The sequence below is a fragment of the uncultured Allobosea sp. genome (assembly GCF_945956895.1).
Taxonomy (GTDB): domain Bacteria; phylum Pseudomonadota; class Alphaproteobacteria; order Rhizobiales; family Beijerinckiaceae; genus Allobosea.
This window is the reverse complement of the sequence record NZ_CAMFJF010000077.1, coordinates 1-12,859: the sequence shown is the minus strand read 5'-3', so window position 1 is coordinate 12,859 and position 12,859 is coordinate 1. Positions and strand designations below refer to the sequence as shown.

15 protein-coding genes and 1 tRNA gene are annotated in these 12,859 nt (G+C 67.2%); 10 read left to right on the top strand and 6 right to left on the bottom strand.

What is annotated here, in order from left to right:
• Positions 1–157: 157 nt before the first annotated feature.
• Positions 158–242, bottom strand: a tRNA-Leu gene (locus Q0Q02_RS21140).
• Between the two features lie 125 nt (positions 243–367).
• Positions 368–637: a FliM/FliN family flagellar motor switch protein gene (locus Q0Q02_RS21135; protein WP_047582254.1), complete on the bottom strand. Its 270-nt coding sequence runs from the start codon at positions 635–637 to the stop codon at positions 368–370.
• Positions 638–776: 139 nt separating this feature from the next.
• On the opposite strand from Q0Q02_RS21135, the gene lipB reads away from it, so the two are divergent.
• The 3 genes from lipB (at position 777) to Q0Q02_RS21120 (ending at position 3,485) form a co-directional block, all read left to right on the top strand.
• A complete protein-coding gene (lipB, locus tag Q0Q02_RS21130; RefSeq protein WP_293812463.1) occupies positions 777–1,481 on the top strand; it encodes a lipoyl(octanoyl) transferase LipB in 705 nt (234 codons plus the stop codon).
• A gap of 80 nt (positions 1,482–1,561) precedes the next feature.
• On the top strand, positions 1,562–1,762 hold the full coding sequence (locus tag Q0Q02_RS21125) for a hypothetical protein (RefSeq protein WP_265059814.1): 201 nt from the start codon (positions 1,562–1,564) through the stop codon (positions 1,760–1,762).
• Between the two features lie 115 nt (positions 1,763–1,877).
• Positions 1,878–3,485: a carboxyl transferase domain-containing protein gene (locus Q0Q02_RS21120; RefSeq protein WP_293812461.1), complete on the top strand. Its 1,608-nt coding sequence runs from the start codon at positions 1,878–1,880 to the stop codon at positions 3,483–3,485.
• A gap of 109 nt (positions 3,486–3,594) precedes the next feature.
• On the opposite strand, the gene Q0Q02_RS21115 is transcribed toward Q0Q02_RS21120, so the two are convergent.
• A complete protein-coding gene (locus tag Q0Q02_RS21115; protein WP_293812459.1) occupies positions 3,595–4,680 on the bottom strand; it encodes a kelch repeat-containing protein in 1,086 nt (361 codons plus the stop codon).
• A gap of 153 nt (positions 4,681–4,833) precedes the next feature.
• On the opposite strand from Q0Q02_RS21115, the gene Q0Q02_RS21110 reads away from it, so the two are divergent.
• The 3 genes from Q0Q02_RS21110 to Q0Q02_RS21100 all read left to right on the top strand — a co-directional run bounded on the left by Q0Q02_RS21110 (position 4,834) and on the right by Q0Q02_RS21100 (position 8,467).
• Entirely contained in the window at positions 4,834–5,595 is a 762-nt protein-coding gene (locus Q0Q02_RS21110; RefSeq protein ID WP_293812457.1) for an SDR family oxidoreductase, read from the top strand.
• A 132-nt stretch (positions 5,596–5,727) separates the two neighbouring features.
• Complete coding sequence (locus tag Q0Q02_RS21105; RefSeq protein WP_293812455.1) at positions 5,728–6,441, top strand: cation transporter; 714 nt, start codon at positions 5,728–5,730, stop codon at positions 6,439–6,441.
• Positions 6,442–6,481: 40 nt separating this feature from the next.
• Positions 6,482–8,467, top strand: a complete 1,986-nt coding sequence (locus Q0Q02_RS21100; RefSeq protein ID WP_293812453.1) for a biotin carboxylase N-terminal domain-containing protein — start codon at positions 6,482–6,484, stop codon at positions 8,465–8,467.
• A gap of 204 nt (positions 8,468–8,671) precedes the next feature.
• Here Q0Q02_RS21100 and Q0Q02_RS21095 read toward each other — a convergent pair whose 3' ends face one another.
• The gene (locus Q0Q02_RS21095; protein ID WP_293812451.1) at positions 8,672–9,439 is read right to left on the bottom strand and encodes an SDR family oxidoreductase; all 768 of its coding nucleotides are present in this window, start codon (positions 9,437–9,439) and stop codon (positions 8,672–8,674) included.
• 34 nt (positions 9,440–9,473) lie between these two features.
• Here Q0Q02_RS21095 and Q0Q02_RS21090 point away from each other — a divergent pair, with 34 nt between their 5' ends.
• Both Q0Q02_RS21090 and Q0Q02_RS21085 read left to right on the top strand, forming a co-directional pair.
• Positions 9,474–9,656: a hypothetical protein gene (locus tag Q0Q02_RS21090; RefSeq protein ID WP_293812449.1), complete on the top strand. Its 183-nt coding sequence runs from the start codon at positions 9,474–9,476 to the stop codon at positions 9,654–9,656.
• Positions 9,657–9,660: 4 nt separating this feature from the next.
• On the top strand, positions 9,661–10,098 hold the full coding sequence (locus Q0Q02_RS21085) for a DUF1489 family protein (protein ID WP_293812447.1): 438 nt from the start codon (positions 9,661–9,663) through the stop codon (positions 10,096–10,098).
• 105 nt (positions 10,099–10,203) lie between these two features.
• Here Q0Q02_RS21085 and panC read toward each other — a convergent pair whose 3' ends face one another.
• Positions 10,204–11,043, bottom strand: a complete 840-nt coding sequence (gene panC, locus Q0Q02_RS21080; protein ID WP_293812467.1) for a pantoate--beta-alanine ligase — start codon at positions 11,041–11,043, stop codon at positions 10,204–10,206.
• Positions 11,044–11,145: 102 nt separating this feature from the next.
• Here panC and Q0Q02_RS21075 point away from each other — a divergent pair, with 102 nt between their 5' ends.
• Both Q0Q02_RS21075 and Q0Q02_RS21070 read left to right on the top strand, forming a co-directional pair.
• Positions 11,146–11,886 (top strand): VWA domain-containing protein, encoded by a 741-nt coding sequence (locus Q0Q02_RS21075; protein WP_293812446.1) that lies wholly within the window; start codon positions 11,146–11,148, stop codon positions 11,884–11,886.
• A complete protein-coding gene (locus Q0Q02_RS21070) occupies positions 11,883–12,602 on the top strand; it encodes a molecular chaperone DnaJ (protein ID WP_293812444.1) in 720 nt (239 codons plus the stop codon). The genes Q0Q02_RS21075 and Q0Q02_RS21070 overlap by 4 nt, the downstream gene beginning before the upstream one ends.
• Before the next feature lie 160 nt (positions 12,603–12,762).
• On the opposite strand, the gene Q0Q02_RS21065 is transcribed toward Q0Q02_RS21070, so the two are convergent.
• Positions 12,763–12,859: SPOR domain-containing protein (locus Q0Q02_RS21065; RefSeq protein ID WP_293812465.1), on the bottom strand; the 97-nt coding region annotated here is incomplete at its 5' end.

Here is a 12,859-nt window from a genome sequence, read left to right as displayed (position 1 = left end):
GGTCCCCCTGGATTGCTTCGCTGCGCTCGCAATGACGGTTGGGCCAATCTTTAGGAGATGCTGGGGGCAGGACCGAGCGTGACGTGCCGCCACCATTACCCGGAAAACACGAAAGGCGACCCGATGGGTCGCCTTTCGCTGGATTTTCATCCGAATTTGGTGCGGTCGAGAGGACTCGAACCTCCACGGGTCTCCCCGCTACCACCTCAAGGTAGTGCGTCTACCAATTCCGCCACGACCGCAGCTCGTTTCCGGTTGCGGGCGGTGCAACCAGGGAGCGGCGCCGATCTAGCAAATCGAATCCGCCGCCACAAGAGTGTCTTCGCGGAAAAACGCAGATGTTCGATTTTTCCCCAGATCGGCCGCTTCAGGCGGCTTCGGCGACGGTCTGCAGGGTGTAGATCGTCGGCCGTTTCAGCATCTGGGTGATCTCGACGGAGATTCGCGCGCCGCTGACCACGACGATTCCCTTGGCGAAGGGATGGTTGTTCGCGAGAATCTGGACCTCGTCGGTCTCGCTGGTGTTCAGCTCGATGATGGCGCCGCGGCCGAGGCGCAGCAGCTTGTAGATCGGCATTTCGGTCTGGCCGAGGACGACCGTGAGTTCCACCGGGACGAGATCGAGATCGGCCTTCAAGTCCTGCCTCCGGAACCCTATTTCAGAATTCGACCAGCGAAACTTGCCTGCCTGCCGGTTTTGGGCGCAAGAGGCGTTGCGAGGGCCGCGCCGGATCAGTTCGCCGGCCCGGAAACTTTGAATGGAACATGGTTAAGCCATGGTGAAGATGCGTGAGGAGCTGGCCGTCTCCTTCCTGCCGGAAGGGGGAGGCGAGCCGGTCGAATGGGTCGTGGCCGAAGGGCTCACCGGCTATGACGAGGCGGTCGCCGAGATGGAGGCTCGCGCCGCGTTGATCGCGGACGGGCAGGCGCGCGAGCGCGTCTGGCTGGTCGAGCACCCGCCGCTCTACACCGCCGGCACCTCGGCCCGCGACGAGGATCTGATCGCGCCCGAGCGATTTCCTGTGTTCCGTTCGGGGCGAGGCGGGCAGTTCACCTATCACGGCCCCGGCCAGCGCGTGGCCTATGTCATGCTCGACCTGAAGCGGCGCCAGCCGGACCTGCGCCGCTTCGTCGCCGCCCTCGAAGGCTGGCTGATCGGCGCGCTCGACGATTTCAATGTCCGCGGTGAGCGGCGCGAGGACCGCGTCGGCGTCTGGGTGCGCCGGCCGGACAAGGGCGCCGGCACAGAGGACAAGATCGCCGCGATCGGCATCCGCGTGCGGCGCTGGGTCTCGTTCCACGGCATTTCGCTCAATGTCGAGCCGGACCTGTCGCATTTCGACGGGATCGTGCCCTGCGGCGTCAGCCAGCATGGCGTGACCTCGCTGGTCGATCTCGGGCTTCCGGTGACGATGCCGGAGGTCGATTCGGTGCTGCGCGAAGCATTCGAGCGCGTGTTCGGTCCGACCGTCCAAGCCTGATCGTCCAGGCCCGGTTTACCATCCGTTAGCCATGGCGCCGCCATTTTCGCCCTGGGGTTGGGCTGAAGATGGGGACGACAATGCGAAGCTTTTTCCTGGCGGGCAGCCTCGCCATGCTGCTCGCGGCCTGCAACACCACTGACCAGCGCATCGCCGGCGCTGCGGCCGGTGCGGGAGCCGGCGCGATCGTCGGCGGGCCGATCGGGGCCATTGCCGGCGGTGCGATCGGCGCTGTCGCGGCGCCGTCCGTGACCGGCTCGATCAACAAGATGAAGGAATGAGCCTGTCCAGCGGCGCGGATTTGCACGGCCGCGTCCGTGCGTCCGCGCCGGTTGGCGTTTTCGGCGCGGCGCGCCATAACCTCGAACGAAAGATTGTCGCCGAGGGAGCGCGCCCGTGCCTGTCATCGAGAGCAAGGTCGATCTGAATTCGGCCGAGACGCGCGCCAATGCCGAGGCCTGGGCCGGATTGCGCGACGAACTCCAGCAACACCGCGCCACCGCTGCGCTCGGCGGCAACGCCAAGTCCCGCGAACGCCACACGGCGCGTGGCAAGCTGCTGCCCCGCGAGCGCGTGCTGCGCCTGACCGATCCGGGCTCGGCCTTTCTCGAGATCGGCTCGCTCGCCGCCTTCGGCATGTACGAGGGCGATGTCCACGGCGCCGGGATGATCGCCGGCATCGGCCGCGTCGCCGGCCGCGAATGCATGATCGTCTGCAACGACGCGACGATCAAAGGCGGCACCTACTACCCGATGACGGTGAAGAAGCATCTGCGGGCGCAGGAGATCGCCCGCGAGAACCGCTTGCCCTGCATCTATCTCGTCGATTCCGGCGGTGCGAACCTGCCGCACCAGACCGAGGTCTTCCCCGACCGCGAGCATTTCGGCCGCATCTTCTACAATCAGGCGACGCTCTCGGCCGAGGGCATCCCGCAGGTCGCGGTGGTGATGGGCTCCTGCACCGCCGGCGGCGCCTATGTGCCGGCGATGTCGGACGAGACTGTTATTGTTAGAAAACAGGGCACTATTTTTCTGGGCGGCCCGCCGCTGGTGAAGGCCGCGACCGGCGAGGTCGTCTCGGCCGAAGATCTCGGCGGCGCCGATGTTCATGCGCGGCTTTCGGGCGTCGCCGACCATTATGCCGGCGACGACACGCATGCGCTCGCGATTGCCCGGCGCATCGCTGGCAACCTGAACAGCGTGAAGCGCCCGGATATCGACATCGCCGAGCCGGTCGAGCCGCTTTACGATCCGGCCGAGCTGGAAGCGGTCGTCCCGACCGATCTCAAGAAGCAATACGATATCCGCGAGGTGATAGCCCGCCTCGTCGACGGCTCCGAGTTCGACGAGTTCAAGAAGCTCTACGGCACGACGCTGGTGACGGGCTTCGCCCGCATTCACGGCATCCCGGTCGGCATCATCGCGAATAACGGCATCCTGTTCTCGGAAAGCGCGGTCAAGGGCGCGCATTTCATCGAATTGTGCTGCCAGCGGCGGATTCCGCTGCTCTTCCTGCAGAACATCACCGGCTTCATGGTCGGCCGCGATGTCGAGACGCGCGGCATCGCCAAGGACGGTGCCAAGCTCGTAACGGCGGTAGCCTCGGCACGGGTGCCAAAGATCACGGTTCTCGTCGGCGGTTCCTTCGGCGCCGGCAATTACGGCATGTGCGGCCGGGCCTATTCGCCGCGCTTCCTGTTCACCTGGCCGAATTCGCGCATCTCGGTGATGGGTGGTGAGCAGGCGGCGAGCGTGCTCGCGACCGTGCGCCGCGACAATATCGAGGCCGAGGGCAAGAGCTGGCCGGCGGCCGACGAGGAGGCCTTCAAGGCGCCGATCCGCAACCGCTATGAGGAAGAAGGTTCGCCCTATTTCGCGACGGCGCGGCTCTGGGACGACGGCATCATCCTGCCCTCCGAGACCCGCCGTGTGCTGGCGCTGGCCTTCTCCGCGACGCTCAATGCCGAGGTGCCGGAGACGAAGTTCGGCGTGTTCCGGATGTGAGATCGTCCGCGCCTCATTCTCGGGCGACCGCAGGGAGACCCGAGTAACTCAGGATCAGAGGGCGCTGGTTTTCCAGATGCTCGGGTCAAGCCTGGGCATGACGGCCCGCTCATCCCAGCGAGAACGCCTCGTGCACCGCGCTCTGCACGCCGCCGCCCATGACCGGGCCGCCGCCAGCGACATGGACCGCGTCGCCGACCAGTGCGGCGCCCAGCCCATGGCGGGGCGTCAACATCGGCGCATATTGCTCCCAGCCATCGCTCGCCGGGTCATAGGCTTCCATCTGGCCGAAGACGCGGTTGGTGCCTTCGCCGCCCATCACGAAGACCTTGCCGCGATAGAGCACCGCGCCATGACCGGAGCGGCCGGTCGGCATCGGCGTGCGCATCGTCCATTTATCCGAAGCCGGATCGTAGGAATGGTGCAGGTTCGAGTTGGTGTGGAAGGAATCGACGCGCCCGCCGATGACATGGATCAGCTTGCCGATGGCGAGCGTGCCGGTGTGGTCGCGGGCGGTTGGGAGGGGCGTGCGCTCGCTCCAGCGATCGGCCTTGGGATCGTAGACCAGATGCCAGTCGATCGAGCGCTTGGTCTCGGTGGTCTCGCCGATGGCGCCGCCGATGACGTGCAGGACGCCGCCGAGGCCGACCACGGCGGTCGAGCCGGCGGCGCGGGGCAGGGCGGCGATCTCGGCCCAGCGATCGGCCTTCGGGTCATAGGTGAAGCAGCGCGGGTGCGGCTTGCGGTTCTGCTCGAGGAAGCCGCCGATGGCGAAGAGCTTGCCGTCGAGGAAGGCGACGCCGACATGGTTGGCGCCCTGTGGCAAGGGCGCACCGTCTTGCCATTTGTCGGCCTTGGGATCGTAGACGTGGTGATAGGCCCGGTCGGTGCGCTGCTCGCCATAGCCGCCGACGACATGCATCTGGTCCTCGAAGGCAGTGGCCCAGGCCATTTCCGAGCGCGGTAAGGGCAGGGGCGCCTTGGCGCTCCAGCGGCCGGGGGAGGCTGCTTTGGGGGCCGGCGAATCGAACACGTTCTGCGTCGCCGCGAGCGGCGGCTTCTCGATCCGGCCGGGCTGGTTCAGGCGCTCGTATTGCGGGCCATGATGCTCGTGGCCTTGCTGCTGGGCGAGCGCCGGGCCGGCGAGCGCGGCGGCGCCGGCCGCAAGCAGGTGGCGGCGGTTCAGGCTGGTCATCGCGTCGTCCTCCCGACTACAACGATAAGGCAGAGGCGGCGGGCGGCAAGCGCATGAAGCACCCCCCGCCCCATGGTTCCCCTGGGCGGTTTCGCCCGTTATGGTCGGGCGCCATCTCAAACGATTTAGGTCTAGGGAAATACGGGGAAACGCATGTCTGGGCATAACAAGGTCGCGATCATCACCGGTGCCGGTTCGGGCGTCGGGCGCTCGGTTGCCATCGCCTTCCTGAAGGACGGCTATCGCACCGTGCTGGCCGGCCGCCGTGCGGATGCGCTGGAGGAGACGATCCAGCTCTCGGGCGTCGACAAGGGCCGCGCGCTCGCGGTGCCGACCGATGTCACCGACAAGGCCTCGGTCGAGAACCTGTTCGCCAGGACGAAGGAAGCCTTCGGCCGCGTCGACGTTCTCTTCAACAATGCCGGCGTCAACGCGCCGGGCGGCGTGCTGCTGGAGGACCTCTCGCTGGAGGATTGGCAGAAGGTCGTCGATACCAACCTGACCGGGCCGTTCCTCTGCACCCAGGCCGCCTTCAAGGCGATGAAGGACCAGGTGCCGCAGGGCGGGCGCATCATCAACAATGGCTCGATCTCGGCCCATGCGCCGCGGCCGAATTCCGTCGCCTATACTGCGACGAAGCATGCGATCTCGGGCCTGACCAAGACGGCCGCGCTCGACGGGCGCAAATACGATATCGCCGTCGGCCAGGTCGATATCGGCAATGCGCTGACCGAGATGGCGCGCAAGATGACGACCGGCGTGCCGCAGGCTGATGGCTCGATCAAGGTCGAGGCGGTGATGGATGTCGAGCATGTCGCGACGACCGTGCTGCACATGGCCGGCCTGCCGCCCGAGGCGAACGTGCTCTTCGTCACGGTGATGGCGACCAAGGCGCCGCTCGTCGGGCGCGGGTGAGTTCCGGCCCAACCACAGCCGTCATTCCGGACGCAGCGAAGCGGAGATCCGGAATCCATCGTAGAGTGATCGCCCTATGATGGATTCCGGATCGGCGCGGCTTTGCCGCTTGTCCGGAATGACGGAGCGAGGATGGCCGAGGCGCTACAAAATCGGCATGGCCGGGACAAGCCCGGCCATGAGGCGGACGGCGGGGCTTCGGTTCCCGAACCCACTATCGCCCGCACCTATACGTTGACGATCTGGGGCATCGCGCTCGGCATCCTGATCCAGGCGGTGGCGACGGTCGCCTGGGCGCTCGCCATCGGCAATGCCCAGCTCTTCAAGGATGGCGTCGACTGGGTCTATGACGTCGCGCTCTACGGCATCGCCGCCATCGTCTTCGGCCGCGACGCGCGGATCGAGCGGCTCGCCGCAGTTGCAATCGGCGCGGTCATGGCAGTGGCCGGGCTGCATACGCTCTACGATCTCTGGGACAAGATCGTCCGGCCGCGGCCGATCGAGGTCTGGACGCTCGGCTTTGCTGCCGCGAGCGCCATCGTCATCGCCTTCCTCGTCGTCGCCGCGCTCTGGCGCTTCCGGCGCGAGGAGAACCCGGTCATCAAGGCGACCTGGCTCTCCAGTCGCAACGACACGATCTCGACGACCGGCTTCGCGCTGGTAGGCCTTGCTGCTCGCGTCGCGCCAGTGCGCTGGCCGGAATATCTGTTCGATCTCGTCGTCGCCGGCATCTGCTTCCAGGCGACCTGGGCGATCTTGCGCTCGCTGCGGCGGAGCATGAATTCGGAAGCGTCCCAATCCGGTTTGCGCAACAAGGCGCAGACAGACGCGACGGGCGGGCTATAAAGGCGAAAAGCCTCTCAAGGATGCTGCCGAGGATGCGCCCATGACGATCGCCGCCAAGCTGCCCTCCATCCTGGTCGCCAATCGCGGCGAGATCGCCTGCCGGGTGATCCGCACCGCCAAGCGGCTGGGCCTGCGCACCATCGCCGTCTATTCGGACGCCGATGCCGAGGCGCTGTTCGTGCAGATGGCGGACGAGGCCTATCCTATCGGTCCGGCCCCGGCCCGCGAGAGCTATCTCGACGCCAACAAGATCCTGGCGGTTGCCAGGGAGGCCGGCGCTGCCTGCATCCATCCGGGTTATGGCTTCCTCTCGGAAAATGCCGAATTCGCCGATGCCTGCGCGGCGGCAGGCATCGTCTTTGTCGGCCCGCCGGCCTCGGCCATCCGGGCCATGGGCCTGAAGGATGCCGCCAAGGCGCTGGTCGAGAAGGCCAGCGTGCCGGTGGTGCCCGGCTATCACGGTGCCGAGCAGGGCGCCGATTTCCTCCGCGGGGAAGCGCGGCGCATCGGCTACCCCGTCTTGATCAAGGCGGTCGCGGGCGGCGGCGGCAAGGGCATGAAGAAGGTCGATCGGCCCGAGGATTTCGATGACGCGCTGACCAGTGCGCAGCGCGAAGGCAAGAACGCTTTCGGCGATGCGCGCGTGCTGGTCGAGAAATACGTGCTCTCGCCGCGCCATGTCGAAATCCAGGTGTTCGGCGACAGCCACGGCAATGTCGTCCATCTCTACGAGCGCGACTGCTCGCTGCAGCGCCGCCACCAGAAGGTGATCGAGGAGGCGCCGGCGCCCGGCATGAGCGCGGAGGTGCGCGCCGCGATGGGCAAGGCCGCGACCGAGGCCGCCAAGGCCGTCGGCTATGTCGGGGCCGGCACGGTCGAATTCATCGCCGACGGGCGCGACGGGCTTAAGGCCGACGGTTTCTGGTTCATGGAGATGAATACGCGGCTCCAGGTCGAGCATCCCGTGACCGAGGCAATCACCGGGCTCGATCTCGTCGAGTTGCAGTTGAAGGTCGCGGCCGGCGAGCCGCTCGGCTTCACGCAGGCCGATGTCTCGGCCAAGGGCCATGCCGTCGAGGCGCGACTCTATGCCGAGGACCCCGAGAAGGGCTTCCTGCCTTCGACCGGCAAGCTCTGGGCTCTGCAATTCCCCGAAGGCGAAGGCATCCGCATCGATACCGGCGTCGAGGCCGGTGATACCGTGACGCCGTTCTACGACCCGATGATCGCCAAGGTCATTGCCCATGGCGCGACGCGCGACGAGGCGCTCGACCGGCTGGGCGCTGCTTTGGGCGAGACGGTGGTCGCCGGCCCGCGCACCAATCTCGCCTTCCTGAAGAAGCTGACCGAGGCCGAGGGCTTCCGGAAGGGGCCGTTCGATACCGGCTTCATCGACCGCAATATCAGCGCGCTCGGTGCCGAGCCGCAGCCGCTCGATGCGGCGGCAGTGGCGGCGGCGGCCCTGCAGCTCGAGGAGGAGCGGCAGGCGGCGGGCATGATCGCGGCCGCCGGCCGTGCGGAGGGCGAGGCGCGCTCGCCCTGGCTCGACCCGGACGCCTTCTCGCTGATGCCGCGCCAACCGCTGGGCTTGCCTTTGATGGTCGATGGCGAGCGCATCGACGCCCGGATCGAGTGGCATGGCGACGACGCGCGCGTCAGCCTGCCGGGCCATGAGATCGGCGAGGGCGAGCATGAGATCGCGCTGGCCGAGGGCGAGGGCGGGACATGGTTCGCGCTGCATCGCGGCCGGCAGACGGCGGTTTCGCTGTTCGATCCGTTCAGCGTCGATCTCGATGCGGCTGCGGGCTCGGGCGGCGTGGTCAAGGCGCCGATGCATGGCAAGCTTGTCGCGCTCTTCGTGGCGCCGGGTGAGGCCGTGACCAAGGGCCAGCGCCTCGCCATCGTCGAGGCGATGAAGATGGAGCACGTCCTGACCGCCCCGCGCGACGGCACGGTCAGCGAGGTCGCGGGCGAGCCGGGTGCGCAAGTCGCCGAGGGCGCGAAGGTGGTGGTGATCGGCGAATAGTCGAATCTGTGGAATCGCTTGCGGGCGGTTGTTGGGATTTCGCTTCCGGCTGGTTGCCGTCATGGTCGGGCTTGTCCCGACCATCGACGTCTTCGTCGATGCAATGCGGTGTTCAAGACGTGGATGCTCGCCACAAGGGCGAGCATGACGGAGCACTGTTCGCCCAGCGCTGCCGCCGCTCGAATGACCCCGGAGAAATCTCGTTCATCCGCGGCCGATGATCGGGAACTGCTCGGCCTCGTAGATCTGGCCGGAGACCGGGGCGCTGTCCTCCGAGAGCCAGAAGGCGGTGTGAGCGGCGATCTCCTCCGGCTGCATGATCCGGCCGGTCGGGGCATGGCGCAGCGGGACATGGTTCTGCCAGCCGGGCTTCTGGCCCTCGCGCTGCTGCGTCGCATCCTCGTTGGCGGTCCAGGTCCAGCCGACATTGAGCTGGTTGGCGCGGATGCGCTCCGGGCCGAGCGTGTTGGCGAGGTTGCGCGTCATCGTCATCAGCGCGCCCTTCGACATCGAATAGACGGTGAGGTTCGAGAGGCCGCAATAGGCATTGATCGAGCCGACGGTGACGATGGCGCCCGGCGATTTCTGTATCCGGAAGGCGCGGATCGCGGCCTCGGCACAGAGCAGGGGCGCGCGGGTGTTGATCGCGAACATATGGTCGAAGAAGGCGGCGGTGGTTTCGCCAAGGATGCCGCGCGGATAGATGCCGGCATTGTTGACGAGCCCGTCGATGCGGCCGAAAGCGCCGACAGTGGCGTCGACGATGGCTTGCGCTGTCGCGGGGTCTGCAAGGTCGCCGGTCGTGCCTGCCGTTGCGGTGCCGAGCCTGGCGACGGCCGCATCGACCTCGGTCGTGTCGCGCCCGTGGATCAGTACCTTGGCGCCCTCGGCGACGAGCCGCTCGGCCATCGCGAAGCCGATGCCGGTTGAGGAGCCGGTGACGAGAATGACCCTGCCTGCAAGTCCGCGCATGATGGAACGTCCGTAGCCTGTCGAGGAAATGAGCATGACGGTGAAGCGTATCGTGGCGAACATGCTAACCGCCGAGCCGGGGCTGGCCAAACCTTTCTACGGCGGCATTTTTGACATGCACCCCGTCATTGGCGTGCTGTTGCATCGCGGTCGACGCCGGGGGCTGTGGAGAATGGGCGGGGAGGCTGGCCGGCTGGCGTTCCGGGGCCTATTTTAGGACCATGCCCCTTCATCTGCTCAAGCTCTGCGTCGGCGCGGAATCGATCAGCGATCTCGAGGACTGGATCGCCGAACGCCAGGCGCAGCGACGTGCCCGCGGGGAGCCGGCCGAGCAATTGCACACCACGCGGATGGTCCCGAAGAAGATCGAGGAGATCCTCGACGGCGGCTCGCTCTACTGGGTGATCAAGGGCCAGATCTCGGCGCGCCAGCGCCTGACCGATATCCGTCCCTTCACCGACGGCGAAGGCATCGGCCGCTGCCATCTGGTGATGGAGCCGATCGTGGTGCCGGTCGAGCCGCGTCCGTACCGTCCCTTCCAGGGCTGGCGCTATCTGCAAGCCAAGGACGCCCCGCGTGACCTCTCCGAGCATGGCGGCGATCTCGGCGAGATGCCGGAGGAATTGCGGCGCGAGCTGGCGGGGCTGGGGCTGCTTTAGTTAGCGCCGTCATGCTCGGGCTTGACCCGAGCATCTCGGAAACCAGCATTCTCTCGTCCTGAGATTCTCGGGTCTGCGCTTCGCTGCGCCCGAGAATGACGTGGCTCACACCGGAATATTATCGAGCAACCGCGTGCTGCCGATGCGGGCCGCGAGGATCAGGCGGATCGGACCGTCCGCGAGCGAGGCGACCGGCGCCAGCGTCTCGGCATGGCGCGCTTCCAGATAGTCGAGCTCGAAACCGGCGCCGATGATCTCGTTCTGAGCGTCGGCCACCGCCTTGAACAGGTCGTCGCGGTTGCGGATGCGCACGGCGAGATCCTGCATCACGCGCTGGAGCAGCGGCGCCAGCGCCCGGTGCTCGTCCGAGAGGTAGCGGTTGCGCGAGGACATGGCGAGGCCGTCCGCCTCGCGGATCGTCGCCAGCGGGATGATCCTGACGCCGAGATCGAGATCGGCGGCCATGCGGGTCACGACCTTGAGCTGCTGATAGTCCTTCTCGCCGAAGATCGCGTAATCGGCGCGTGACTGCGTGAAGAGCTTGCAGCAGACGGTCGCGACGCCCTCGAAATGCGTGGGGCGGAAGCGGTCCTCCAGCCCGACGGCGGCTGGGCCCAGGAGCAGCACGCGCGTGGCGAAGCCGGGCGGGTACATCTCCTCGACCGAGGGGAAGAACACGGCGTCGGCGCCGGCCGCGACGAGCTTGGCGCAATCGTCGTCGAAGGTGCGCGGGTATTTCTTGAAGTCCTCATGCGGCGCGAACTGCGTCGGGTTGACGAAAATCGTGACGATCACCCGCTTCGCATGGCGCTGGCCCTCTGCAACCAGCGCGATATGGCCTTCGTGCAGCGCGCCCATGGTCGGCACCAGCGCGACCTTCTCGCCGGCGGCATGCCAGCCGGCGACGGCTTCGCGCATCGCGGCGACCGTCTCGAAAACCGTGATTCCAGTCACCTGCGCATCCTCCGCTCGAGGCACGGGTAGCAAATGCCGCCGCCATGGCCAATATCTGGGTGAAGGGATGATTCAGGTGGATCGAAGGGGTCGATGAGCGAGAGGAAGGACCGGGCCGTCGGCAAGGCGGGAGCGACCGCACCGGCAACGCATTCGCAGCCGGGCGAGATCGACCGTTTCCTCGGTGCGGCCAAGCAGCTCGCGCCTCTGGCGACGGGGCAGGCGGGGCGGCTGGTATTCGCGCTCGATGCCACGATGAGCCGACAGCCGACCTGGGACCTTGCCTGCTCGCTGCAGGCCCGGATGTTCGATGCGACCTCGCAAAGCGGCGGGCTCGCCGTGCAGCTTGTCTACTTCAGGGGCATCGGCGAGTGCCGTGCCTCGGGCTGGGTCGGCGAGCCCGCCCGTCTGACCGGGCTGATGCGCCGTATCGCCTGCGAGGGCGGCCAGACCCAGATCGCCCGCGTGCTGCGCCATGTCCGCGACGAGGCGAAGACGGTGCCGGTACGGGCCTTCGTCTTTGTCGGCGACGCGATGGAGGAGGATGTCGACGTGCTGGCGGCGCTTGCCGGCGAGCTCGGTCTGCGCGGCATCCGCGGCTTCGTCTTCCAGGAAGGGCATGATCCGGCCGCGAGTGGTGCCTTCGCGACGATCGCGCGATTGACCGGCGGCGCCCATGCCCGCTTCGACGTGAATGCTCCGGCTTCGCTGCTCGATCTCTTGCGCGGCGCGGCGGCCTATGCCGCCGGCGGACGCGAGGCGATGCTGCGGCTTGCGGGATCGAACCCGGCGGTGAAGGGACTGATCGCCGCGATGGACGGAGGGCGCCGGTGAGCCTGCTTTACGGCGTTGCCGTGCTGATCCTGGTCTGGTGGCTGGTGAAGCTCTTCGCCGGCGCCAACCCCAAGATGCTGGCGCGATTGGCGAAGACGGTCGGCGGCGTGGGTGCGCTCGGCGTTGCCGGCTTGCTGATGGTGCGCGGCCGGATGGACATGGCCGTCTTCCTCGGCGGTCTCGGCGCCTGGCTGCTCGGATGGAGCGCGACAGGGCCGGGGGGTATCCGTTTTCCCTGGGCCGATCGCTCCGGCCCGACGCCGGGCGCGACCTCGAAGGTCAAGTCCGCCCTGCTCGAGATGGAGCTCGACCATGACAGCGGCGCGATGGCAGGTCATGTCACAACCGGCCCCTATGCGGGGCGGGCGCTCGACAGCCTCGACATGAGCGAGCTCGCCGCGCTGATGCGCGACTGCCTCACGCGCGATCCGGACGGGGCGCGATTGCTAGAGGCATATCTCGACCGCCGGTCGCCCGGCTGGCGTGAAGACGCTCAGCGTGATGGCGACACGGGGCAGCGCGGCGCGCCTGGCGCGGGCGCGATGACGCAACAGGAGGCCTACGATATCCTGGGGCTTCAGCCGGGGGCGGGCGAGGAGGCGGTCCGCGAAGCCCATCGGGGCTTGATGAAGCGCATCCACCCGGATGCCGGGGGCACCAGCGGCCTTGCCGCTCGCGTCAACCAGGCCAAGGACGTCCTTCTGAAGCAGCGCTAGCGAAGGGGTCGGGGAGTGGGTCTGCGACATGTCGTGAGCTCCTTTCCCTGGTCCTTGGTCAGATCGCCCTGCGTCCTGACGGACGCAGGTTCGGCGATCTGTCTTTGCGATTGCGCATCGGATTCTCCCGAAAACCGGTTTCCACTTTTCGGTCCGATGCTCAGCTGCGGGTGGCGAAGCAGGAGAAGCCGCCCCGCTTCAATTGGGTGCAGGCGTTCTGCGCGTCCTTCGAGTCGTCGAAGCCGACGAAACGGGCC